Annotated in this window: 24 protein-coding genes; 9 read left to right on the forward strand and 15 right to left on the reverse strand. The window is 63.0% G+C overall.

What is annotated here, in order from left to right; genetic code table 11:
* Positions 1–23 precede the first annotated feature (23 nt).
* The 5 genes from CK215_RS18010 to CK215_RS18025 form a co-directional block, all read right to left on the reverse strand.
* Positions 24–1,073 (reverse strand): FAD-dependent oxidoreductase, encoded by a 1,050-nt coding sequence (locus CK215_RS18010; protein ID WP_245418729.1) that lies wholly within the window; start codon positions 1,071–1,073, stop codon positions 24–26.
* A gap of 5 nt (positions 1,074–1,078) precedes the next feature.
* Entirely contained in the window at positions 1,079–1,264 is a 186-nt protein-coding gene (locus tag CK215_RS31825) for an FAD-dependent oxidoreductase (protein WP_245418730.1), read from the reverse strand.
* Between the two features lie 158 nt (positions 1,265–1,422).
* Positions 1,423–2,532 carry a hypothetical protein gene (locus tag CK215_RS18015; RefSeq protein WP_141245491.1) on the reverse strand — a complete coding sequence of 370 codons (1,110 nt, stop codon included), beginning with the start codon at positions 2,530–2,532 and terminating at the stop codon, positions 1,423–1,425.
* A 138-nt stretch (positions 2,533–2,670) separates the two neighbouring features.
* Positions 2,671–3,837 (reverse strand): PLP-dependent aspartate aminotransferase family protein, encoded by a 1,167-nt coding sequence (locus CK215_RS18020; RefSeq protein ID WP_095831724.1) that lies wholly within the window; start codon positions 3,835–3,837, stop codon positions 2,671–2,673.
* Positions 3,834–5,270 (reverse strand): pyridoxal-phosphate dependent enzyme, encoded by a 1,437-nt coding sequence (locus CK215_RS18025; RefSeq protein WP_095782019.1) that lies wholly within the window; start codon positions 5,268–5,270, stop codon positions 3,834–3,836. The genes CK215_RS18020 and CK215_RS18025 overlap by 4 nt, the downstream gene beginning before the upstream one ends.
* A 945-nt stretch (positions 5,271–6,215) precedes the next feature.
* On the opposite strand from CK215_RS18025, the gene CK215_RS18030 reads away from it, so the two are divergent.
* The 3 genes from CK215_RS18030 (at position 6,216) to CK215_RS18040 (ending at position 8,927) form a co-directional block, all read left to right on the forward strand.
* A complete protein-coding gene (locus tag CK215_RS18030; protein WP_066991454.1) occupies positions 6,216–6,578 on the forward strand; it encodes a septal ring lytic transglycosylase RlpA family protein in 363 nt (120 codons plus the stop codon).
* Between the two features lie 233 nt (positions 6,579–6,811).
* On the forward strand, positions 6,812–8,089 hold the full coding sequence (locus CK215_RS18035) for a polyhydroxyalkanoate depolymerase (protein WP_066991457.1): 1,278 nt from the start codon (positions 6,812–6,814) through the stop codon (positions 8,087–8,089).
* Positions 8,090–8,309: 220 nt separating this feature from the next.
* On the forward strand, positions 8,310–8,927 hold the full coding sequence (locus tag CK215_RS18040; RefSeq protein WP_066991460.1) for a transglutaminase-like cysteine peptidase: 618 nt from the start codon (positions 8,310–8,312) through the stop codon (positions 8,925–8,927).
* Positions 8,928–8,937: 10 nt separating this feature from the next.
* On the opposite strand, the gene CK215_RS18045 is transcribed toward CK215_RS18040, so the two are convergent.
* From CK215_RS18045 to CK215_RS18060, 4 genes are all read right to left on the reverse strand, one after another.
* Entirely contained in the window at positions 8,938–9,300 is a 363-nt protein-coding gene (locus CK215_RS18045) for a helix-turn-helix transcriptional regulator (RefSeq protein ID WP_066991880.1), read from the reverse strand.
* A gap of 25 nt (positions 9,301–9,325) precedes the next feature.
* Positions 9,326–9,850, reverse strand: coding sequence for a Smr/MutS family protein (locus tag CK215_RS18050; RefSeq protein ID WP_095831725.1), 525 nt, complete (start codon positions 9,848–9,850; stop codon positions 9,326–9,328).
* Positions 9,847–10,953, reverse strand: a complete 1,107-nt coding sequence (locus CK215_RS18055) for a murein transglycosylase A (RefSeq protein WP_095831812.1) — start codon at positions 10,951–10,953, stop codon at positions 9,847–9,849. Before CK215_RS18055 ends, CK215_RS18050 begins: the two co-directional genes overlap by 4 nt.
* Positions 10,954–11,084: 131 nt before the next feature.
* A complete protein-coding gene (locus CK215_RS18060; protein WP_066991466.1) occupies positions 11,085–11,792 on the reverse strand; it encodes a Tim44/TimA family putative adaptor protein in 708 nt (235 codons plus the stop codon).
* Between the two features lie 202 nt (positions 11,793–11,994).
* Here CK215_RS18060 and CK215_RS18065 point away from each other — a divergent pair, with 202 nt between their 5' ends.
* Together CK215_RS18065 and secB are read left to right on the forward strand one after the other, a co-directional pair.
* On the forward strand, positions 11,995–12,492 hold the full coding sequence (locus CK215_RS18065; RefSeq protein WP_066991469.1) for an FxsA family protein: 498 nt from the start codon (positions 11,995–11,997) through the stop codon (positions 12,490–12,492).
* A 167-nt stretch (positions 12,493–12,659) separates the two neighbouring features.
* Positions 12,660–13,160, forward strand: coding sequence for a protein-export chaperone SecB (gene secB, locus CK215_RS18070; RefSeq protein WP_067323500.1), 501 nt, complete (start codon positions 12,660–12,662; stop codon positions 13,158–13,160).
* Positions 13,161–13,297: 137 nt separating this feature from the next.
* Here the strand turns inward: secB and dnaQ are convergent, their stop codons facing one another.
* From dnaQ to CK215_RS18095, 5 genes are all read right to left on the reverse strand, one after another.
* The gene (gene dnaQ / locus CK215_RS18075; RefSeq protein ID WP_067323502.1) at positions 13,298–14,005 is read right to left on the reverse strand and encodes a DNA polymerase III subunit epsilon; all 708 of its coding nucleotides are present in this window, start codon (positions 14,003–14,005) and stop codon (positions 13,298–13,300) included.
* Between the two features lie 74 nt (positions 14,006–14,079).
* Positions 14,080–14,685, reverse strand: coding sequence for a dephospho-CoA kinase (gene coaE, locus CK215_RS18080; protein WP_095831726.1), 606 nt, complete (start codon positions 14,683–14,685; stop codon positions 14,080–14,082).
* A gap of 1 nt (position 14,686) precedes the next feature.
* Positions 14,687–15,520 (reverse strand): shikimate dehydrogenase, encoded by an 834-nt coding sequence (locus CK215_RS18085; protein ID WP_095831727.1) that lies wholly within the window; start codon positions 15,518–15,520, stop codon positions 14,687–14,689.
* Positions 15,513–16,112, reverse strand: coding sequence for a Maf-like protein (locus CK215_RS18090; protein WP_095831728.1), 600 nt, complete (start codon positions 16,110–16,112; stop codon positions 15,513–15,515). The genes CK215_RS18085 and CK215_RS18090 overlap by 8 nt, the downstream gene beginning before the upstream one ends.
* Before the next feature lie 107 nt (positions 16,113–16,219).
* Complete coding sequence (locus tag CK215_RS18095; RefSeq protein ID WP_067323508.1) at positions 16,220–17,041, reverse strand: pyruvate, water dikinase regulatory protein; 822 nt, start codon at positions 17,039–17,041, stop codon at positions 16,220–16,222.
* A gap of 402 nt (positions 17,042–17,443) precedes the next feature.
* Here CK215_RS18095 and hemE point away from each other — a divergent pair, with 402 nt between their 5' ends.
* The 3 genes from hemE to rho all read left to right on the forward strand — a co-directional run bounded on the left by hemE (position 17,444) and on the right by rho (position 20,438).
* A complete protein-coding gene (hemE, locus tag CK215_RS18100) occupies positions 17,444–18,472 on the forward strand; it encodes a uroporphyrinogen decarboxylase (protein ID WP_095831729.1) in 1,029 nt (342 codons plus the stop codon).
* Entirely contained in the window at positions 18,469–19,005 is a 537-nt protein-coding gene (hemJ, locus tag CK215_RS18105) for a protoporphyrinogen oxidase HemJ (protein WP_095831730.1), read from the forward strand. The genes hemE and hemJ overlap by 4 nt, the downstream gene beginning before the upstream one ends.
* A 167-nt stretch (positions 19,006–19,172) precedes the next feature.
* Positions 19,173–20,438: a transcription termination factor Rho gene (gene rho / locus CK215_RS18110; RefSeq protein ID WP_082953824.1), complete on the forward strand. Its 1,266-nt coding sequence runs from the start codon at positions 19,173–19,175 to the stop codon at positions 20,436–20,438.
* Positions 20,439–20,550: 112 nt separating this feature from the next.
* Here rho and CK215_RS18115 read toward each other — a convergent pair whose 3' ends face one another.
* Entirely contained in the window at positions 20,551–22,569 is a 2,019-nt protein-coding gene (locus CK215_RS18115; RefSeq protein WP_095831731.1) for a thioredoxin domain-containing protein, read from the reverse strand.
* A 110-nt stretch (positions 22,570–22,679) separates the two neighbouring features.
* Between CK215_RS18115 and mnmE the strand changes: the two genes are divergently transcribed.
* Positions 22,680–23,993 (forward strand): tRNA uridine-5-carboxymethylaminomethyl(34) synthesis GTPase MnmE, encoded by a 1,314-nt coding sequence (mnmE, locus tag CK215_RS18120; protein WP_095831732.1) that lies wholly within the window; start codon positions 22,680–22,682, stop codon positions 23,991–23,993.
* Positions 23,994–24,230: the final 237 nt, after the last annotated feature.

The following is a 24,230-nucleotide window of genomic DNA, read 5'->3' on the forward strand; positions in this document are numbered from 1 at the left end:
GCGATCGCTCCGGGATCATGCTCTCAATTCAAAAGACCGTCCATCGAGATGGCCGGCTTGCGGCCGGCGATCAGGTCGGCGGTGATGCGCGCCGAGCCATGCGACATGGTCCAGCCGATATGGCCGTGCCCGGTGTTGAGATAGAGATTGCCGAGGCGGCGGCGCCCGAATTCGGGCAGATTGTTCGGCGTCATCGGCCTCAAGCCCGCCCACATCTCGGCGCGGTCATAGTCGGCGCCCTCGGGATAAAGCTCCTGCGTCACGCCCTTCATGAAGGCGAAATCGGCCGGCCTGTGGCTGATGTCGTAGCCGGCGAATTCGGCCGTGGCGGTGACGCGCAGCCGGTCGCCGAAGCGCGACACGGCGACCAGATTGTGCTCGTCGATCGCCGCGATGGCCGGCGGCCGAGGCCGGTTGCCGATCGGAATGGTCAGCGAATAACCCTTGATCGGGTAGATCGGCAGGTTGATCCCGACGGTCTTCGCGATCAGCGGGCTGTAGGAGCCGAGCGCCAGCACATAGGCGTCGCCCTTGACGCTGCCCTTGTCGGTCAGCACCTGGGTGACGCCATCGCCCGAGGTCTCGATGCCGATGATGGTCGTGCCGGTGCGGATTTCGCCGCCGCGCTCGACGATCTTCGCGGCAAGCGCCCGGGTGAACTTCGCCGGGTCGCCGGTCTCGTCGGTCGGGCAATGGATGCCGCCGGCGATCTTTTCCCGCGCGGAAGCCAGCGACGGGTCGAGCGCGACGATGGCGTCGCGGTCGAGCACCTTGATCAGCTGGCCGTCCGATTCCAGCAGCCGCATGTGCTCGACGCCTTTATCGAGCGCCTGCTGGCTGCGATAGAAATAGAGGATGCCGCGATCGTTGCGGTCGTAGTCGATCTGCTCGTGGGCAATCACCTCGTGCAGCACGCTCTGCGAATAGACGGCAAGCCGATGCTTGAGCAGCGTGTTGCGCCTGGCCTTCTCGGCCGTGCATTCCATCAGGAACAGCCACGACCAGCTGTAGAGCGTCGGATCGGCCGAGAGCTTGAAGCGCAGCGCCTGATCCTTGAGCACCAGCGATTTCAACAGGATTAATGGCCCCTGGGCGACGACCAGACGAAGGAATGTCCCGGCGCAATCATGCCGGCATTGCCCCAGCTGGTCTCGGCGGCGACTTGGCTCTGGCGCTCGAGGACTACCACCTCGTGCCCGTCCTTCTGCAGCTGATAGGCAGTGGTGACGCCGACAACGCCGCCACCCAACACGATCACGCGCATCACGCCTCCGGAGATCGCATGTTGTTAGGCAGTTTAGAGGGGAATCGGGATTTGCAAAGGAGGAAGCCGCCAGACTGACTAGCGTGGCCCAGCAATTAACTTGGACCGACACAATTTGGTCGGTCCGTGCTTCCGTGGGCCGTCTGTATCAGAGTGCGCTACAGCTTTTCCAGTCGCAAAGTGACCGCCTTCGGCATCGTGAAGTTTCCATCTCGGCCACCGGAAGTGTCGAAACAACAGTGATTCGCCGAAGAGCTTACGTTCACCTGAAAGGTTACCTTGCCTGCCGGCAATGAATACGTCCCCCCATTGTTGTAGAAATTAGGATTGAGCAGATTGGGTCCTTCGATGGTATCCATCTGATTGGCTTGCGTAATATCAAGCGTAGCCGACTCGCCGTTCAACTTCGCAACGACCAACGCCAGAGAGTAGTTTGCGCGTAGGGGCGAATCCGCCGTCGGCTTGATGCTTACGGTCACTCTGTATTGGCCGGCTTGTGTCGGAAGAGGGCAGGCCCAATTCGCAGAGCCTGGGACCCCAAAACTAGGCAACGGGTCGGATGTTTCGCTAATGTTGCACTCCGCAGCGAGGCGGTCCTCCGGGGGAATCGTCTTCGGGAGGGCTGTCAAAACAACTACGTCGCCAGCACCCGCTGCGGCAGCATTCACAATTAGCTGCTCGTCGTCTCCGCCTGGTTTCGGGCGCCTTACCGTGATGAGTTGAGTGTCGGCAGTCAGGGATTTGGGAAGCCCTTTGGCGCGCTTCGCCGCACTACCAGACCACTTAACTTTGATCGGGTTCGGCATTTTACCGGAAGGATTGTATATAACTCTGAAGGTCACCTCGTTTTTCGTGGCTCTCTCGGGAATGATCGACACTGCTCTGCGCTGAGAAGCAGCCTCTTCTTTAAGACACGCCTGATATGCCGCCAATGAATTATCGTCGAGGCCCGTCCAGGCTATGTTCGTGAAAGATTGCTTAGTGAGCGATTCGTTACTGTTATTGCTCAGCGTCTTAATATTCTGCTGAAATCTGCTCCAATCGGCTCCCATAGGAACGCCATATATCACGGCGTTCGCGCCAGCAGACTGCTTTATAGTATCGTACTGGCCCTGGCTGACGTTCTTTGCAGAACGCCAGTCGCTGTACGCAAAATCCACTTTGTTGTAGGTAGCAATGACGAGAGCTGTGTCGCAGTCGGCTGCGAAACCACTGCTAGAAAGAGGCCACAAAAGTGAGCAAAAGAAGCTTATCCATAGCTTAGCCAAATTACCCTCCCCCGATGAGCAACTACGCATTAAGGCATCACTCCACCTTTGTTTGCAAGGGCTGCCGACAAATATTCGCCGACCTGGTTGATCGAGCTGGCATAACGCAGAGGTGTGCCGATGCTCCGAGCGCTTCCTTTAGCCCAGCGCCTGCTCCAGATCCGCGATCAGATCGTCGCCATCCTCGATTCCACAGGACAGCCTGACCAGCGAATCCGATATCCCAATCGCGCCGCGCTTCTCCGCCGGGATCGATCCGTGCGTCATCAGCGCCGGATGCTCGATCAGGCTTTCGACGCCGCCGAGGCTTTCGGCGAGCGTGAAAAGCTGCGTGCGTTCGAGGAAGCGTTTGGTGCCGGCGAGGTCGAGGTCGAGGTCGACCGAGATCATGCCGCCGAAGGCGTGCATCTGGCGCTTGGCGATCTCGTGCTGCGGGTGGCTCGCCAGCCCGGGGTAGATGACGCGGCGCACGTCCTTGCGGGCTTCCAGCCACTGCGCGATCTTCAGGCCGTTGGCGGAATGGCGCTCCATCCGAAGCGCCAACGTCTTGATACCGCGCAGCGCCAGAAAACTGTCGAACGGGCCGGAAATGGCGCCGATGGCGTTCTGCAGGAATTTCAGCCGATCGGCCAAATCCTTGTTGTCGCCGACGACCGCCACGCCGCCGACCATGTCGGAATGGCCGTTCAAGTATTTCGTCGTCGAGTGGACGACGATGTCGATGCCGAGCTCCAGCGGCCGCTGGATGTAGGGGCTGGCAAAAGTGTTGTCGGCGACAGTCAGCAAGCCTTTGCGCTTGGCCAGCGCCGCCAGGCCTTCGAGGTCGACGACACGCAGCAGCGGGTTGGTCGGCGTCTCGACCCAGAGCAGCTTTGTCTCAGGGCGGATCGCTCTCTCGACCGCGGCGAGATCGGTGAAATCGGCAAAGCTGACCTGCAGGCCGGCGGAACGCTTGCGCACCCGCTCCATGAGCCGGAACGAGCCGCCATAGATGTCGTCGGTGGCCACCACATGGGCGCCGGCGTCGAAAAGCTCCAGCACAGTGGCTATCGCGGCCAGGCCTGAGGCGAAGGCGAAGGCCGCGGTGCCGCTTTCGAGGTCGGCGACGGCCCGTTCGAAGGCGAAGCGCGTCGGGTTCTGGCTGCGAGCATACTCAAAACCCTTGTGCACGCCGGGCGACTGCTGGCCATAGGTGGAGGTGGCGTAGATCGGCACCATCACCGCGCCGGTCAGCGGATCGTGGCTCTGGCCGCCATGGATGGTGCGAGTGGAAAAGGCCAGGCGGTTCTTGCCGTTCGAAGTCATTTTGCGCGACGCCTCAGATGGTTGATCAGGTCGATACGGGTTATCAGGCCGATGAATTCGTCGCCGTCGAAGACGATGGCGACCTCGTTGCGGTCGAAAACGGGCAGCAGTGCATCGAGCGCCTGGCTGGCCTGCAGCGTGTGCAGGTTGGAGGTCATGGCCGTGCGCACCGGCGCATTGAAGCGATCCCAGCGGCCGTCATAGGGGCCGTCGACCTTGGCCAGGATATCGCTCTCGTCGACGATGCCGACGAGCTTGCCGTCATCCAGCACCGGTAGCTGCGAGACATCGGAGCGGCGCATGCGGCCATAGGCGTTGAGCAGGGTTTCCTCGGGACCAACGGTCACGATGTCACCAGTGCGCGGCGAGCGCATGACGAGGTCGCGCAGGTCGCCGTGCTGCTCCTGGTCGGCCAAGCCCTGCTCGGCGAGCCAGATGTCGTCGAAGACCTTCGACAGATATTTGTTGCCGCTGTCGCAGACCAGGGTGACCACGCGTTTGGCCGTCGTCTGATCGCGGCAGTAGCGCAGTGCCGCCGACAGAAGCGTGCCGGACGACGAGCCGGCCAGGATGCCTTCCTTGGACAGCAGGTCGCGCACCGCCAGCATGCTCTGCTTGTCGGGAATGGAATAGGCCTTCTTGACCAGCGACAGATCGGCATTGGGCGGCACGAAATCCTCGCCGATGCCTTCGACGGTCCAGCTGCCGGCCTCTGTCATCTTGCCGGTCTTGATCAACGGCGCCAGCACCGAGCCGACCGGATCGGCAAGCACCATCTCGGTCTTCGGCGAATGCTTCGCGAAAAAGCGGCCGACACCGGTGAGCGTGCCGCCGGAACCGACGCCGACCACCACCGCGTCGACATCGCCTTCGAGTTGCGAAAAGATTTCCGGGCCGGTGGTGCTTTCGTGCGCCAGCGGATTGGCGGGATTGGCGAACTGGTTGGCATAGAAGGCGCCGGGAATTTCGGCGGCGATCTTCTCGGCCATGTCCTGGTAATATTCGGGATGGCCCTTGCCGACATCGGAGCGGGTCATGCGCACCTCGGCGCCTAAAGCGCGCAGATGCTGGATCTTCTCGCGCGACATCTTGTCGGGCACGACGAGGATGATGCGGTAGCCCTTGGGAATGCCGACCTGGGCGAGGCCGAGGCCGGTGTTGCCGGCGGTGGCCTCGACGATGGTGCCGCCGCGCTTCAGCCTGCCATCCTTCTCGGCGGCCGCGATCATCGACAGCGCGATGCGGTCCTTGATCGAGCCGCCGGGGTTCTGGCTCTCGAGCTTGATGAACAGCCGGCATTTGCCGGTGTCGAATTTGGTGAGCTCGACCACCGGCGTCTGGCCGATCAGGTCGAGGACGGAGGCGTAAGGCGGACGCAACCGCGACAGGGCGCTTTCCGCGCCGTCCGGCGCCGCTTTCCTGTGCACGCTCATCTCGGACCCTCCATGGGAAGCAGTTCCGACGGGATCGGCCGTCACCAGTCTGCGCATGATGGCCGCCGAACTCCATGCCGGGTTCGCAGATCACACGCCTTTGTCTTTTCCAGCCCTTTTCATCCGGAAAGAAGATAGATCGTGCCATTCCGGCGACGAGTGGCGGAATGGAATTTCACGGGCGGCGCAGCACCGCCTCTCAATGTTGAAAGCCGGCGGGACAGCGCCCCCTCTGTCCTGCCGGACATCTCCCCCACAAGGTGGGAGATTGGAGCTCGACCCTTGGCGCCCTTGCTTGCAAATGTTGGCGATTGGCGAAAGCCGACGCGACATCTGATCTCCCCACCTGTGGGGGGAGATGGCCGGCAGGCCAGAGGGGGGCGCCGTAGAGCGCCGACCTCAGCAGAAATTTCACCCCAGCAACTGCTTGCTGAGCTTCGCGCGTTGCGCGCGAATGTCGGGATGGCGTCGATCGCTAAGAGGTGCCCGGCGTCAGCGGTCGGACGGCGAGGGGTCTGCGCGCGTCGCTTCGCCCGTCCAAGCGGACGCGCGGCGCCATCTTGCCGGTCGGATCAAACGCGCGGGCGGTTTGCCCAACGGAGGCCGATCAGCGCCAGTAAATTCCTGATCAGTCGCATCGGCGAAATCCCCGCGCAAAGTCGATCCTTCACCGGAACGCGCGCGCAATAAAGCAGCAGAAGGAAGCGAAGCAATCGTTTCCGCTTTTACTTGCGCCCCGAGGGCCGATCCTACTCGGGACTTCCTGCAAAACCGGGTCGATCTCCATGAAGAATACGCTGGCGCTCGCGGGAGATGTCATGACAAACTGTTTCGCGGCGACTCCAAACGTGTGCCTTTGCCATGGAACCGCCAGACGCTTGCCGCATTTCATGCCTCATTCGGCACTTACGGCGGGTTGTCTATAACGGAGCCCACCCCTAAAAGATGAATAAAACCAACCGCACCGCGCTTGTCGCGGCAACGATCGCGGCTGGCCTGATGGCTGGCGCCTCTTCCGCCTCTTCAGCCGCCGCACAATGCGGCCGCGCTTCCTGGTACGCGCTGCATTCCAGAACCGCCTCCGGCGAGCGCATGAACCCCGCCGCGCTGACTGCGGCGCACCGCAGCTTGCCGTTCGGCACCAAGCTCAGGGTCACCAACAAGAACAACGGCCGCAGCGTCGTCGTGCGCATCAATGATCGCGGCCCGTTCGTCCGGGGCCGCGTGCTCGACCTCTCCCGCGGCGCCGCCACCCAGCTCGGATTCATCGGCTCGGGCCACACCGCAGTCTGCATGGCGCGCGTTTAAGATGTCGGTGTCCGGCAAGAGGGAGCCGGACATATTTCCTACACATTGCGGCAGCGCACAGTGAGCCGGCTCCGCCATACGTGGCGAGTTTTCAACAGTTTGGACCAAAGCAGCATTCGTCACGCCAGTTGACGTATTGCATCGCAACAATATCTTGTTAACCTCACTGCGAGACATTCAAGGCTCGGCGCTGCTCGTCGGCCCTTTGGTCGTCAGGCAGCACGGGGTTCTTGATGTTCTACCAGCTCTACGAACTGAACCATGCGGCGCTGCAGCCCGCCCGCCTTTACGCAGATGCGGTGCGGTTTTTCTATTCCAACCCGCTCAATCCGGTTTCGCATACGGCGCTCGGCCGTTCGGTCGCGGCAGCCGCGGAACTCTTCGAGCGCACGACGCGCCGCTACGGCAAGCCTGAATTCGGCCTGACCAAGGCGGTGGTCGACTGGAAGAGCGTCGACGTCGCCGAACGAACCGTGTGGTCGAAGCCGTTCTGCAACCTCGTCCGCTTCGAGCGCCAGCTTCCCGCGGGCCGCAAGCCAGATCCGAAGCTCCTGATCGTGGCGCCGATGTCCGGCCATTATGCAACGCTGCTGCGCGGCACGGTCGAGGCGATGCTTCCGCACGCCGACGTGCACATCACCGACTGGGTCGACGCCCGCATGGTGCCGCTGTCGCAGGGCAGCTTCGATCTCGACGACTATATCGACTATGTCATCGAGATGTTCCACGCGCTTGGTCCCGATACCCATGTGATGGCAGTCTGCCAGCCCTCGGTGCCGGTGCTGGCGGCGGTGGCGCTGATGGAAAAGCGCGGCGACCCCTTCGTGCCGTCAACCATGACGCTGATGGGCGGGCCGATCGACACCCGCCGCAATCCGACCGCGGTCAATCTGCTCGCCGGGGAAAAGGGCACCGACTGGTTTCGCGAGAACGTCATCATGCAGGCGCCCTGGCCGGTGCCTGGATTCGGCCGCGATGTCTATCCCGGCTTCCTGCAGCTTTCGGGCTTCATGAGCATGAATCTCGATCGCCACATCATCGCCCACAAGGACTTCTTCATGCACCTTGTGAAAAACGACGGCGACAGCGCCGAGAAGCACCGTGACTTCTACGACGAATATCTGGCGGTGATGGACCTGACGGCGGAGTTCTACCTGCAGACGGTCGACACGGTGTTCGTGCGCCACGCCTTGCCGAAGGGCGAGATGACGCATCGCGGCGAGGCCGTCGATCCCCAGGCGATCCGCAATGTCGCGCTGTTCACCGTCGAGGGCGAGAACGACGACATCTCCGGGCTCGGCCAGACCCAGGCCGCGCATGAGCTTTGCGTGAACATTCCGGCCGACCGGCAGGCCCACTACATGCAGCCGGCCGTCGGCCATTACGGCGTCTTCAACGGCTCGCGGTTCCGGTCGGAGATCGTGCCGCGCATCCTGGACTTCATCTCCAGCTACGGCCGCCAGACCCGCCTGGCGGCGAAGCCAAAGCTGGTCCGTTCCGCCAAGAGCTGAGCGGGAAGCGGACGCGGCTCGGCGCCGCTCGAAGCGAGTGACCTTTCCGTGCAACCAATGTTCAGGGCTGACCGGCGTCCCGACGCCGCTGTTGCCAAACTGCCGCTATGCGGGCCTGGCGGGTAACCATGCCACCAAACTAGCCGTTGTCTTCAATTGACACGGACTGTAAATCCCCCTTAACGTTTCGTTAATAAACAAGGGCGGACCCCGGGGGACAATGACTTCCTCACCGATGGCGCGGATGCTGCGTTTGTGTGCAGTCGCAGGGCTGGCGATCTCGGCCCACTGGGCGGTTCCGGCATGGGCTGCCGGCGCCATGGCCACCGGCGGCCTGACCTCGCAGCCGATCGGACATTACGACTTCTGCAAGACGCATCCGAGCGAATGCAACATTCGCCCGGCCAATCTCGCGCCGGCCAAGCTGACCGATGCTCTGTGGCGCAAGCTGATCAACGTGACCGCCAAGGTCAACGCCGCCGTCAAGCCGATGAGCGATCTCGACAATTACGGCAAGGACGAGGTCTGGACCTATCCGGACAACGGCTTTGGCGACTGCGAGGACTATGTGCTGGAGAAGCGGCGCCAGCTCTACCGCATGGGCATCTCGCTTGCGGATCTCTTGATCACCGTCGTGCGCAAGCCGGACGGCGAAGGCCATTCCGTGCTGACGGTGCGCACCGACAAGGGTGACTACATCCTCGACAATTTGACCGACAAGGTCCAAGCCTGGGACGAGACCGGCTACCGTTATCTCAAGCGCCAGGCGATCGACAACACCGGCCGCTGGGTGTCGATCCGCGATGGCCAGCAGCTGCTGGTCGGCTCGGTGCAGTAGATCTCCGGAACTACCTTCTCAGCGCCGCACGAATCGACGCGCTGAGGCGGCGCAGCTCCGCCTCGTCCAGCTTCTCGATGCTCTCGGCCAGAAGATTGGCCAGTTCGGTCGCGGCCGGCGACAGGCCCGACGTATCGATCCTGACCCGTGGATGCGAGGTTTCGGCGAGGCGGGCAAGGTCCTCGGCGTCGTCCCAGATGATGTTGAAATAGCCGATGATCTTCTGGATCAGCGTCCAGGTCGGCGCGCCGCGGCGGCCATGCTCGAGCGCCGACAGATAGGCGGCGCTGACGCCGATGGCCTGCGCCATCGCCTTCTGACTGACGCCGCGCTCGGCGCGCAGCGCCCTCAGCCTTTCGCCGAACGGGGTCACTGTTGCGTCCTCATGGCCGGCATCCTCATGCGCGCGTCCGCCTGAGCCGCACATAGAGCGCGCCCGAGCCGCCATGGTTGCGGGCGGCGTGATCGTGGCTCGAGACCAGATGCCGGAAAGCCGGGGTCGACAGCCAGTGCGGCACCGAGCGGCGCAGGATGCCGTCGCCGCCGGACGACGAGCCCTTGCCGGTGATGACCAGCACATAGCGGATACCGCCGGCATGGGCGCGGTGCAGGAAGGTGAGGAGCAGCGAATAGGCCTCGTCCTGCGTCATGCCGTGCAGATCGACGCGGCCCTCGATCGGCAGCCGGCCTTTTTTCAGTTTCTCGTGGGTCTGGTCGTCAAGCGAATGCGCGACGTGCTGCGGCTTCGGCTTCGCGGCAGCGGTGGGAACGCCATTGGCCGCCGTGGGCGCCGGCGCCGGCGTCGGCTCGACAATATCGGGAATCTCGACCGCGGCCTTGCCTTTGAGGGGCCGCGTCGTGCGCGCCACCAGGCTCCAGAGGATGCGATCGTCGTCGCTCAGCGTGTCGTGGCGGCGGTTCACGCGTGCCCCCTGTCGACCAGCCCGCGCGGGACCAGCGCATAAAAGTCGGCCGCGTTGCGCACGACGCCGGCGATCTCGCCCGCGGCATCGCCCGAGCCGGCGAAGAGATCGCCTCGCGCCGCTCCGGTGATGGCCGAGCCGGTGTCCTGCGCGATCATCAGCCGCCGGAACGGTTTTCCGCCGAAAGCGGTGAGCGTTGGCGCAACGATATGGAAGGGCGTGCCGAAGGTGTGCAGCAGCCGGTCGACGGCGACCGAGCGGCCGGGCGTCAATGGCACCTTGGCGGCGGCAATGGGACCGAGCTCCGGGTCGTCGACCGGCGCCTCACGAAAGAAGATGTAGGAGCGGTTCTGCCAGAGGATCTCGTCGACCCGCTCAGGATGCGCCTTGAACCAGGCGCGGATCGACTGCATCGTCACTTGTTCCAGCGGGATTTCGCCGGTCTCGCTCAGGATCCTGCCCGGCCCAGTGAAGCGCTGGCCGGATTTTGCGGAATAGGTGACGCGGCAGAGCCGACCATCTGCCATCTTCAGCCGCGCCGCGCCCTGCACATGGATGAAGAAGGCATCGACCTTGTCGGCGAGCCAGGCAATCTCGAGGTTCCGCCCGGACAGCGCGCCGCGCTCGATGGCGCCGCGATCGAAATATTCGACCGGACCTGTCGTCGTCGCGCGCGCGAAGGCGAGATAGGGATCCATTGCGAGGGGCCGATTTTTATCGTCGATGTCGACCAGATCGGCGGGACGGGAGAGCAGCGGCACCGTGAACCGCTCCGTCCTCACCGGCGAGGCCTCGACCTCCGGCTCGTAGAAGCCGGTGACGAGGCCGGCACCGCCGCTTTCGGCCGCCACCAAAGCGGGAGCGAAATGGCGCTCGAAGAAGGACCGCGCCTCCGACCGAGTCTGCGGCGAAACGGAGCGCGCCTCAGTATAGGCCTCGGCGAAAGCGGCGAACGCGACGCCGAGCGAACCGGTTCGATAGGGCTTGGTCAGGACGTGGCAAGCCGAACGTTTGAACGCCGCGAAGGCGGCGAGTTGATCATCCTCGTCCCAGCCGGGCAGGTCGCCGAAGGATTTTTCCTTGAATGCCGAAGACAGCGACATGACAGCCGCCACCTAGAGCCGGATGATTTCAGGCCGGATCGACCTGAAATCTGAATCCGGCTCCATATTAAAGAGATGGAGCATGATGGCGTCCGAAAACCGCTCCACACTTTTCGGCATCATGCTCTAGGTCAATCTTCTTCTTCCGTGGCGACCAGCTTCCAGTTCGGATCGCGCGACCGGGTATCGCGGAAGAAGGTCCAGACGTCCTTGACCTCGGCGACTTTTTCCGGATCGCCGTCGATGACGGCCCCGACCTTGTCGCGGGTCGCCGAGATCAGCTCGCTGACGATGCGCAGCGTGATATGCGCCTCGGTGCCCTTCATCTCGGCGGCCACGACATCGACCTTGTCGATGCCGACGAAGGAAGACTGGATCTTTTCCGCTTTCGCCTCGCGCTCGCCGATCGCGGCGACGAAGCTGTCATAGACCTCGCGCGACAACAGGTTCTTCAGCGTTTTGCGGTCGCCGTCGGCAAAGGCCATGACGATCATCTCGTAGGCCATCTTGGCGCCGTCGATGAAGGTCTTCGGATCGAAGGACGGATCGTTGTCCTTGATCGCGCGCAGGCCTTTGTTGAGATCGCTGTCCGGCTTGGCGAAAGCGTCGATCGCGGCATAGGTCTCCGCCGCCGGTTCGCCCGGCATGCGCTTGCGCGGCAGCGACACCACATTCTCGGACTTCTGCGCCGCATCCTGCTCGCGCGTGCGGCTTGCCGAATAAGGATCGAAGGGCGGGCGTTCGTTTCCGGTGCGACGGCCCAGCACGTTGCGAAGCTGGAAGAAGATCACAACCGCCGCAATCAAAAAGAAAATCGTGCCGAAGTCGAAGAAACCCATATCTTCCGCCAATTCGATCCCTGTCCAGGCCGGACCACCAGAGCCCCTAGAATGGCGGCGGTCGCATAGCGTTCATTACCCAAAGCATATAGAACGGCGGGCGCAATCATTCAAATCAAAGCCAGCCATACCTATCTAAAGGTCCTAGTGCCAGCGGCGATTTCCCGCGAGGCCCCCAAAGAAGAAAGCGACCGGTCTCAATTTGCGCATTTCGTTCATTCCCCTGTTCCTGCTCCTGCTGCCGCTTCTGGAGATCGCCGGCTTCGTCATCGTCGGCCGCGAAGTCGGCGCTTTGGCGACGATCGGGCTCGTCATCCTCTCCACCATTGCCGGCAGCCTCCTGCTTCGGCACCAGGGATTCGGCGTGATGGCGCGGGTGCGGACGGAAATGGATGCCGGGCGCGATCCAAGCCGCCAACTCGCGCATGGCGCGATGATCGTGCTGGCGGCACTCCTGCTCATCATTCCGGGCTTCATCACCGACATTATCGCCATCCTGCTGCTCCTGCCGCCGGTGCGCGATCTTGCCTGGCGCCTGCTCAAGAACCGCATCGTGATGGCGACCAGCTTCAGCAGCGGCTTTTCGGCCCGCCGCCGCGACAGGGTCATCGATCTCGATGACAGCGACTTTTCGCGCCAGGACGACTACAAGCGCGGGCCGGATCACAATTCCCCTTGGCGGCGGCTGAAAGACGACTAGCTCTCTTCAGGGTCCGCTCGAATAGCTGTCTCATGCGCGCCGTCGCCCCGAAACGGCTGCGCAGTTTCAGGCGGCGCGCAAAACTTGTCTTGTCCTGCCGAGCATGATAGCGAACCCCCGATTTCAATCCGGTCAGCAATGCTGCCCAGGCAAAAGGACAAAGGCTAATGGCCAGCAATGATGATGCCGCGGCAGCCGCCGCCAACGGCAACGGCAAACAGGAACAGCCCTCGCTCAACGTGCTTGCGCAATATGTGAAGGACCTGTCGTTCGAAAGCCCCGGCGCGCCGAATTCGCTGCGCGGCCGCGACAAGGCCCCTGGCATCGCCATCAATGTCAACGTCAACGCAAACCCGCTTTCGGACAAGCAGTTCGACGTCAATCTCACATTGAATGCCAAGGCCTCCTTCGACCAGGAAGTGCTGTTCAACGTCGAACTGGTCTATGGCGGCGTCTTCGCCATCAGCGGCTTCCCGCAGGAGCATATGCTGCCGATCCTGTTCATCGAATGCCCCCGGCTGCTCTTCCCCTTCGCGCGCCAGATCATCGCGGACGCCACCCGCAACGGCGGCTTCCCGCCGCTGATGCTCGACCCGATCGATTTCGCGCAGATGTTCCAGCAGCGCATCGCCGAGGACCAGGCCGCAAGCAAGGTCCAGGTGAGCTGAGGAGACTCACCACCCCTCGTATCGAGAGCCCGGCTTCGCGCCGGGCTTTTTTGCTAAGGGTTGCTCGGGTCAAGCTCGGGCATGACGAAGGGATGGGCGGCTCGGCTAATCGCGTCGGTTCAGGGAGCGCCCCCCGCTCAACCCGCAGACGCCACCTTCAGCCACAACGCCTTTTCGCCGAGCGTGCCGACAAGCCCGGCATGTGCCGCCCGATCCGCCTCGGTGAGGCGCGGCGGCAGCGCGATCGGCCTTGCGCCGATCGAGATATCGATATCGGCGACTTCGCCGCTGCCGTTCATCTGCACGGCCACGGTTTCCAGAACCAGCGCCGCCTGTTTGCCGCCGATGAGCTCGATATAGACTTCGGCCAGCAATTCGGAGTCGAGAAGCGCCCCGTGCTTGGTGCGGCGGGTATTGTCGATGCCGTAGCGGCGGCAGAGCGCGTCCAGCGAGTTCGGACCCATCGGGTGCTTGCGGCGCGCGATCGCCAGCGTGTCGACGATGCGGCCGGGATCGATGGCCGGATGACCGAGCCGGCTGTATTCGAGGTTGAGGAAGCCAAGGTCGAAAGTGGCGTTGTGGGCGATCAGCTTGGCACCGTCGGTGAAGGCCAGCCATTCCTCGGCGATTTCGGCGAAGGTCGGCTTGCCGGCCAGATCCGCCGCGCTGATGCCGTGCACGGCCTGCGCCTCGGCGTGAATGGCGCGGCCTTGCGGATTGATGAACTTGTGGAAGGTGCGGCCGGTCGGGAAACGGTTGACCAGCTCGACGCCGCCGAGCTCGATGATGCGGTCGTCGCGCAAATCGAGGCCGGTGGTTTCGGTGTCGAAGATGATCTCACGCATTCGAATCAGTCCGCTCTAAAGAGCAGAATCACAAACCGGAACAAAATGGCAATGGGGACTGCTGACGGCGGCCGTCAGGAAGCGTTTTTGCCGGACTTATCCCCGGTCAATTCGCTGACGATGGCTGCCACCGCCGCACGTGCGGCATCATAACCCTGGCCGGTGTCGACGATGAAATCCGCCTGACGGCGTTTCTCGGCGTCAGGCACCTGCTTGGCGAGGATGGAAGCGAATTTTTCTTCGCTCATGCCGGGTCTGGCGAGCACGCGGGCGCGCTGGATCTCGGCCGGCGCGGTGACGACCACGACCTTGTCGACCCGGTTGCGGCCGCCGGTCTCGAACAGCAACGGGATGTCGAGCACCGCAATCGGCGCCCCGGCCGCACGATGGCGGGCCAAAAAGGCGTCGGCGTCGGCCCGCACCAGCGGGTGGATGATCGCCTCCAGCTGTTTCAGCGCGGCGGAATCGCCCAGCACTGTCTCGGCGAGCCTTGCACGATCCACCACGCCCGCTTTTGTCGTGCCGGGAAAGGCTCGTTCGACCAGGGGTGCTGCCTTGCCGGCATAGAGGCGATGCACGGTCTCGTCGGAATCATGCACCGGAACGCCGGCCTCGGCGAACATCTTTGCCGTGGTCGACTTGCCCATGCCGATCGATCCGGTGAGGCCGAGCACGATCATGTCAATGCGCTTCGATGTCGGCGACGATCATGCGCCGCAATTGCGGCGTCACCTCAGGTCGCTTGCCGAACCAGCGCTCGAAGCCGGGCACGGCCTGGTGCAGCAGCATGCCGAGGCCATCGACGGTCTTCAGGCCGCGCGCCCTGGCGGCAGCTAGCAGCGGTGTCTCCAGCGGCACATAAACGATGTCGGTGACGATGGCGTGGCCAGGCAGACCGGCCGGATCGGCGGCGAGGATCTCGTTGCCATGCATGCCGAGCGCGGTGGTGTTGATGAGCAGGCCAGCGTCGGAAAGCAATTCGCCGACCGCGCCGGCGCCATGCGCCGAAACCCCGGCGCCAAACCGGTCGGCGAGTTCCTCAGCCCTTGCCAGCGTACGGTTGACGATGCGGATGTCGTTGATACCCCGGTCCTTCAGCGCGTGGACGACGGCGCGGGAGGCGCCGCCCGCGCCCAGCACCACGGCCGGACCATTCGCCGCCCAGCCGGGGGCATGTTCATCGAGATTGCCGGCAAAGCCGAGAGCGTCGGTATTGCCGCCCCACAGCACGCCGTCTTCCAGCCACAGCGTGTTGACCGCGCCGATGGCTTCGGCGGCCTCGTCGCGGCGCGCGACCAAGGCGAAGGCTGCTTCCTTGTGCGGGATGGTGACATTGCCGCCGCGATAGCCATTCTCGTCCAGCGATTTCAGGAATGCTGCGAAATCCTCCGGCCGAACGTCGATAGCCTGGTAGCTGCCGTCGATGCCGTATTCCTCCAGCCAGTGGCGGTGGATCTTGGGCGAGCGCGAATGCGCGATCGGGTGGCCGGTGACGAAGGCCCGCTTCTCAACCATCGATCGCTCCCAATGCGCGCAGCTCCTTCAGCACCGGCAACAGCGGCAGGCCGACGATGGTGAAATAGTCGCCCTCGATCCTTTCGAAGAGCTGGATGCCCTCGCCCTCGATCTGGTAGGCGCCGACACTCGCCAGCGCCTTGGAACCGACGCGCGCCAGGTGGCGGCCGATGAAGGCGGGATCGAGCTTGCGCATGGTGAGGCTGGCGATGCCGACATGCCGCCACAGCACTTCGCCATCGCGGCAGAGCACGACGGCGCTGTTCAGCTGATGGGTCTTGCCCGACAAGGCCAGGAGGTGCCTCCGCGCGCCTTCCATGTCAGCCGGCTTGTGGAAAATTTCGTCGCCAAGCGACAGCGTCTGGTCGCAACCGAGCACCAGCGCGCCCGGCCGGCGCTCGCTGACCTCGGTCGCCTTGGCTTCGGCAAGGATCGAAGCGACATCTTCGGGAGAGACACCGCTGTCCTGCAAGGGCGCCTCGAGCGCGCGCTCGTCGACATCTGCCGGCACCGCCTCGATGTCGAGCCCGGCATTGATAAGCATTGCCTTGCGGAACGGGCTGCCCGAAGCGAGGACGATTTTGCCGGCCATACTGGTTCACCCAACGGTTGCGATCCGTCCAGCGCCCTTCAACCGTCTCGGCGCTATGCGCCGAGCCACCTTCTCTCAGGACGGAATGCTCGCTGATATCGCCTCCCCTAGCGCGTCTTTCCCCGCAGGGCAACGATGGCCGCCGCGGTTTCCTCGATGGAGCGCCGGCTGACGTCGATCATCGGCCAGCCGTGCCTGGTGCAGAGCTGACGCGCATAGGCGAGCTCCTCGGCGATGGCGGCGCGGTCGACATAGTCGGTCGGCACGTAGTTGTTGCTGTTGCCGAGGATGCGGTTCTGGCGAACATGCGAGATGCGCTCGGCCGTGGCGACGAGGCCGACGATCAGCGGCGTCCTGGCGTTAATCAGGCTTTCCGGCAGCGGCACGCCGAGCACGATCGGAATGTTGGCGGTCTTGATGCCGCGATTGGCGAGATAGATGCTGGTCGGCGTCTTGGAGGTGCGCGAGATGCCGATCAGCACGACATCGGCATCGTCCATGTTGGCCGGCAACTGGCCGTCGTCATGCTCCATGGTGAAGTTCAGCGCATCGATGCGGCGGAAATATTCGGCGTCGAGCACATGCTGGGCGCCGACGCGCCGGCCGGCCGGCGTGCCGAGATAGGACTGGAAGACGCTGAGCACCGGCTCCAGCACCGAAACGCAAGGCAGGCCCATGGCGGCGCAGCGCTCGTCGATGCTGCGCGCGAGCTTCTGGTCGACCACGGTGTAGAGAATGATGCCGGGCTCCTCTTCGATATCCTCGAACACCTTGGCGACCTGCTTTTCCGTGCGGATCAGCGGATAGATATGCTCGATGGCGCGTGCGTCCTTATATTGGGCGGAGGCGGCGCGGCCTGCCGCCAGCAGCGTCTCGCCGGTGGCGTCGGAAATCAGATGCAGATGGAAGAAGCTCTGGGGTTTGTTCACAAGAGTTGGTTCCAGACTGTGGGCAGATGTGGACAAGGTTGGACAGAAAGGTCGTGACGTCGAAGGCGACTGTATCAGATGCCACCTTGTCCACAATTCGCCCCGCTGTAGGCTTTGTCGGCGCACTGGGGACAAAACCGGGGATCAACTTTTCTTGGCCGATATCGTCCACAGCTCGAGGCCCGGAGCAGAAGAGCCAAGCCGCTGACTCGAAAGCCTGAATCCGCTTCGTCCCCAGATCCCTCCAAATTGAGAAAGCGGCTGCGCGACAATATGCTGACTGGCCTTTTCGAGCGGCAGGCGGGACAGGTCGCAACCACCACAACCAACAGACTCTTAGAATCAGAAGACTCTTTTAAAATAGATATTTGATTTAAGAGACCTGGAGAGGGCGAGCACTGGATGGCTGGGAAACGGATCATGCTGGACGTCCTCAAGGGCGAGACGGTTTCACCGCCGCCGCTCTGGATGATGCGTCAGGCAGGGCGTTATTTGCCGGAGTATCGCGAGACCCGGAAGCGGGCCGGTTCTTTCCTCGATCTCTGCTATGATCCGGATCTTGCCGTCGAGGTGACGCTGCAGCCGATCGAGCGCTTCGGCTTCGATGCTTCTATCCTGTTTTCCGATATCCTGGTTGTGCCCGATGCGCTGGGACGAGATGTCCGATTCGAAGAGGGACACGGGCCGATCCTCAAGCCGATTGCGGCGGCCGAAATCGAGGCCCTGGACGGCCAAACGTTTCACGTGAATCTCGAACCGGTCTACGAAACGGTCCGCCGTCTGCGTGAGAAGCTTCCGGTTGAAACGACCTTGATCGGCTTCTGCGGCGCGCCTTGGACGGTGGCGACCTATATGATTGCCGGCCACGGCACGCCGGACCAGGGACCGGCCAGGCTTTTTGCCTATCGCGAGCCGGAGGCCCTTGCGCGGCTCCTGAAGATACTGGCCGACCATTCGGCCGCCTATCTCATCCGCCAGATCGAGGCCGGCGCCGATGTGGTGCAGATTTTCGACTCCTGGTCGGGTGTTCTCGATGAAGCGTCCTTTGAGGCGTTTTGCATCGAGCCCGTTGCGGAGATTGTCCGGCAAGTGAAGGCCGCTCGTCCGGATGTTCCGGTGATCGGGTTCCCCAAGGGCGCCGGCGAGCGCTATCGCGATTACAGGAAGAAGACCGGGATCACCGGGCTCGGTCTCGACTGGACCGTGCCGCTGTCGATGGCGCAGGAATTGCAAAGCGAAGGCGCGGTGCAGGGCAATCTCGATCCGCTTCGCCTGGTTGCCGGCGGCAGGGCGCTGGCCGACGGCGTCGACGCCATCCTTCGCACGCTGGGCAACGGGCCGCTGATCTTCAATCTCGGCCACGGCATCACGCCGGAAACGCCTGTGGCGCATGTCGAGGCCATGGTGAAAATGGTGCGGAGCCATCGATGACCGGGACGACCAACGAGAACAGCGCCGGCCAGGCGATGAAGCGCATGTTGATCGGCATCGTTCTGCTGGTCGTCCTGACCGCCCTGCTCTTCCTTGTGGCGCCGGACAGCTTCTATCCCTGGGCGAAGGCAATCCATGTGATTGCCGTCATCGCCTGGATGGCCGGGATGCTCTATCTGCCTCGGCTTTTCGTCTATCATGTCGACGCCGAGAAAGGCTCCGTGCAGTCCGAGACCTTCAAGGTGATGGAGCGCCGGCTGCTGCGCGCCATCATCAACCCGGCGATGACCGTGACCTGGGTGTTCGGGCTTTGGCTCGCCTGGAAGGGCTTCGGTTTCCAGGGCGGCTGGCTGCACGCCAAGATCCTCGCCGTGCTGCTGCTTTCGGGTCTGCACGGCTATCTCGCCGGCGCGGTGAGAAAATTTGCCGAGGACAAGAACGAAAAGCCGGCGAGGCACTGGCGGATCGTCAATGAACTCCCCACATTGCTGATGATCGTCATCGTCATCCTGGTCATCGTGAAGCCGTTCTGAGGCTTCCCCACACCCGGCAAAAGGCGGCTTGCTCTTTCAGGCGACCGACGATAAAAGACGGGTCTTCCTTCCCGTCATGCGCCGCCCCTTTCTCGCTTTCGGCCGCGCCCGGCATTTGTCGCATCCAGCCGATTTTTTCTCCCCAAAGCCTACCCAGAGTCCATCTAATGCAAGAAATGAAACTCGCAGAGTTCAAGAATAAGAAGCCGCCGGAGCTGATCGCTTACGCCGAATCGCTCGAGGTGGAGAACGCCAGCGTCATGCGTAAGCAGGAGCTGATGTTCGCGATCCTGAAAAAGCTCGCCATCCAGGACGTCGAGATCATCGGCGAAGGCGTGGTCGAGGTACTGCAGGACGGTTTCGGCTTCCTGCGCTCGGCCAACGCCAATTACCTGCCGGGTCCCGACGATATCTATATTTCACCGTCGCAGATCAGGCGCTTTTCGCTGAAGACCGGCGACACCGTCGAGGGGCCGATCCGCAGCCCCAAAGAGGGCGAGCGTTATTTCGCGCTGCTCAAGGTCAACACCATCAATTTCGATGATCCGGAGAAGATCCGGCACAAGATCCACTTCGACAACCTGACGCCGCTCTACCCGACCTCGCGGCTGAAGATGGAGGTCGACAATCCCCCGACCAAGGACATCTCGCCGCGTGTGATCGACCTGGTGGCGCCGATCGGCAAGGGCCAGCGAGCGCTGATCAACGCTCAGCCGCGCACCGGTAAGACGGTGCTGTTGCAGAACATCGCGCACTCGATCACCGCCAACCATCCGGAATGCTACCTGATCGTTCTTCTGATCGACGAGCGTCCGGAGGAAGTCACCGACATGCAGCGCTCGGTCAAGGGCGAAGTCATTTCCTCGACCTTCGACGAACCGGCGGCGCGCCATGTGCAGGTCGCCGAAATGGTGATCGAGAAGGCCAAGCGCCTGGTCGAGCATGGGCGCGATGTCGTCATCCTGCTCGATTCCATCACCCGCCTCGGCCGCGCCTACAACACCGTGGTGCCGTCATCCGGCAAGGTGTTGACCGGCGGTGTCGATGCCAACGCGCTGCAGCGTCCGAAGCGCTTCTTCGGCGCCGCCCGCAACATTGAGGAAGGCGGGTCGCTCACGATCATCGCCACCGCGCTGATCGACACCGGCAGCCGCATGGACGAAGTCATCTTCGAAGAGTTCAAGGGCACCGGCAACTGTGAAATCCAGCTCGACCGCAAGGTGGCCGACAAGCGCATCTACCCGGCGATCGACATCCTCAAGTCCGGGACCCGCAAGGAAGACCTTCTGGTGCCGCGTTCGGATCTGCAGAAGATCTTCGTGCTGCGCCGGATCCTTGCGCCGATGGGAACGACCGATGCGATCGAATTCCTCATCGACAAGCTCAAGCAGACCAAGACCAACGCGGATTTCTTCGATTCGATGAATACCTGATCGGGCGCCGAGGGACCGGTCCTTTCCTCGGCATACAAGGCGGAGCAAGGAGCGAGGCGACGCTGCGCAGAACCCTAAGTCCATGCCGTTGTTGCCGAGGAGACGAAGCTGTTTATTCCCGCCGCAACAGCTTCTCCAACTCGCCCGCATCCGTAACCGCCGGCAGGCATGTCTGTCCGCTGCAGAACCAGGCTCCAGGCTTGTCCGTCGGCGGCAGCACGCCGCCCGGCAAAAGCGGTTGATTCGCTTCCGTACCGATGGGCAGTACGATATCGACCCGGCGTGGATCCGGATTTCGATTCGCCACCGGAACAAGGCTTGAGGAATCAAGCTTGTCTATGATGACGAGCTTCAGCGGTTCGAGCGCCAGCGCGCAGGCGTTGATGATGCCGGCCTGGCCGTAGGCTTGCTGCGCGGTGCGACCCATGGCGTGTTCGGCTGTCGTCCATGCCTTTGCCCAAAGACCGTGATCGCCGGTAAGGGACGAGAGCCGGACCAGCGCCTCGATGATTTGGCCCGTGGCGGAGGGGATTGCCTCATCGACATCGCTGCGGATACGGATCGGCACATCGACGCTGTCGGACGCCGTCAGATAATAGCCGGTTTTTTCAGGATCCTGATGCCAGCGGTCGAGCCGATCGATGAACTGCCGGGCATGGTCCATATAGGCAGAACTGCCGGTTGCCTCGAACAGCGCGATCGCCGCGTTGGTCATGGCGGCATAGTCGCTCGACAGCGCCGGGAAAAGCTTCTTGTCGCCGAGCATCGAGTGCGGCAGGCGGCCGTCCTTGCTGGCTTCGACGATGTGGGCGAAGGCCTTGACGGCGGCGTCCACCCAGTCGGCTCGCCCGAAGGAGCGGCCCGCTTCCGCGAGGGCCGTAATCATCAATCCGTTCCAATCGGTAAGCGCCTTGCCGTCGCGGCCGGGCCTGACGCGATTTTCTCTGGCAGCTAGCAATTTCGCCTTCAGCGCTGCGAGCTGAGCGTCATGGCTGATCCCCTGGCGCTGCTGTGCCTCGCTTTGGCGGATGATGGGCTTGCCTTCCCAGCCATGCGGAGCGGCGAGCTCGAAATATTGGAAGAAGCGAGCGGAATCAGCACCGAGTGCGGCTTCAACCTCTTCCCCGCTCCAGGTGTAGAACAACCCCTCCTCGCCTTCGCTGTCGGCGTCGAGGCTGGCGGCAAAGGCGCCCGCCTCGACGCGCATTTCCCGCAGCAGCCAGGCCACAGTTTCCTCGATTCGCTTCCGAAACAACTCATTGCCTGTTGCTGCAAAGGCCCAATTGCACATGCGGATGAGCTGGGCGTTGTCGTAAAGCATCTTCTCGAAATGCGGGACCAGCCATTCGGCATCGGTCGAGTAACGGCTGAGACCGCCGCCGACATGGTCGTAGATGCCGCCGGCGAGCATTTTTTCCAGGCTGATGAGCACGGCGTCGCGATGGGCGGTCTGGCCCTCGCGCAGCCAGGACAGCCACAGACTGTGCATGAAGGGCGCGTTGGGGAATTTCGGCGCGCCGCGCAAGCCGCCGAGATCGCGGTCGATCATGCCCTCGATGCGGCCGGCAAAATCGGCAAGCGTGCCGCGGTCGAGCACCGCCTTTCCCTTCGCGCCGGCCAGCCGCTGCTCGACATGGGTGGTCAGCGCGTCGGCGCTTTGGCCAAGGCTCTCCTGCTTCTCGCGCCAGGCCTTGTCGACCGCCTCCAGCACCTGGACAAAGCCCGGCCGTCCATAGCGCGCGTCGCGCGGAAAATAGGTGCCGCCCCAGAAAGGCTTGCCATCGGGCGTGAGGAACATGGTCAGCGGCCAGCCGCCCTGCTCGCCCATGGCATGGAGTGCCGCCATGTAGATCTGGTCGATATCCGGGCGCTCCTCGCGATCGACCTTGATATTGACGAAGAGGCGGTTCATGACGGCGGCGACGGCATCGTTCTCGAAGCTTTCATGGGCCATGACATGGCACCAGTGGCAGGCGGCATAGCCGATGGACAGCAGGATCGGCCGTCCGAGTTCCTTCGCCTCGGCAAGGGCGTCCGGCGACCATCCCCGCCAATGCACGGGATTTTCGCTGTGCTGCTGCAGATAGGGGCTGGCCTCTTCGGCAAGCAGGTTTCGCGCGGGCAAGGTCACAATGAGCGGCTCGGCTTCGTTGATGAGCAGGCAATTCCGGGAAAGCTACGGCTGACGTCCGGAACGGCGCCTGAAAGAAGATACCTAGGGTGGTTCGGCAGGTCGGGCAAATGGCAACCTCGAAGGATTCTATCGTAGCGCTTTCGAGCGGTCGCCTGCCCGCCGGCATCGCCGTAATTCGCATCTCCGGCCCCAAGACTCGATTCGTACTCGAAACGATTGCCGGCGGCGGTATTAAGGATCGCTTTACCACGTTGCGCAAGCTGATGGCACCGGACGGTTCGGTCACCGATCACGGGCTTGTCGTGTTCTTTCCCGGACCTAGCAGCTTCACCGGCGAGGACGTTGGCGAGTTCCATGTACACGGCAGCCGCGCCGTTGCGGCAAAAATGCTGGAAACGCTCACCGGCTTTGCCGGCGTCAGACATGCCGAGCCTGGCGAATTCACGCGGCGCGCCTTTCTCAACGGCAAGCTCGATCTGGTCGAGACCGAGGCGCTGGCGGACCTTGTCAATGCCGAGACGGAGGCGCAGCGGCGCTTTGCCGTGCGTAACGCCGAGGGCGCGCAGAGCGAGCTCTATTCGGGGTGGCGCCGGCGGTTGATCCATGCTCGAGCAATGATCGAGGCGGAAATCGACTTCGCTGACGAGGAGGATGTGCCGGGTTCGGTCTCGAAGGCGGTCTGGACCGATGTGGCGACGATGGCCGACGAGATCGAACGCCACATTCAGGGGTTCAAGGCGGCCGAGATCATTCGCGATGGCTTCGAGGTCGTCATCCTCGGCGCGCCGAATGCCGGCAAGTCCAGTCTGTTCAACGCCCTGGCCCAACGCGAGGCGGCAATCGTCACCGACGAGCCGGGCACCACGCGCGACCTGCTGGAGGTGGTGCTGGACCTCCACGGGATGAGAGTTCGGGTCGTCGATACGGCAGGCCTGCGCGAGGCGGCCGGCAAGGTGGAGACGATCGGCATCGAACGAGCGCGTGCCAAGGCCGGTGGCGCCGACCTGGTTTTGCTGCTGGAGGATATGGTCGATCCACAGCCCGTCGGCGCGGTTCCGACAGGTGTTCCGCTCCTGAGGATCGGGACCAAAACCGATCTCAAGGGAGCGCGCAGAGGGGCCTATGATTTGGCCATCTCTTCCAAGGAAGGTACCGGAATTTCGGAACTGCTGGACGAGATTGCGGGTCGCGCCGCTGCCGCAGTCGGAGGGGCCGGTGATATCTTCCCGTCGAGGCTCCGCCATGTCGAGCTGCTGGAGGAGGCGAAGGATTTTCTCTTGGCGGCGCTGTCGGGGCAAAGCCTGGAGCTGCGTGCAGAAGAGTTGCGGGTGGCCACGGACCGGCTTGGGCGAATTATCGGCGCTGTCGATGTCGAGGATATGCTCGACGTCATCTTTTCCCAGTTCTGCATCGGCAAGTGATTCACGTGAAACGCGGGGCGGCTGTGCGCGCCAGATGATTCACGTGAAACAACGGCAGGATGCGGCGGATGGTGTTTCACGTGAAACGAGTCCCGGCTACAGCTACGTGGCCTGTTTGATCAAGCGCCAACAGCACTGCCCCTGATTGCCGGCTGGCCACCAAAGCAACAGCGCGGATTCGCAGCGCTTGAGATTGGTGAAAAATCGTCCGTGAATTAACCGCCTCCGCTTCTTTGC

The sequence above is a fragment of the Mesorhizobium sp. WSM3864 genome, from assembly GCF_002294955.1.
Taxonomy (GTDB): Bacteria; Pseudomonadota; Alphaproteobacteria; order Rhizobiales; family Rhizobiaceae; genus Mesorhizobium.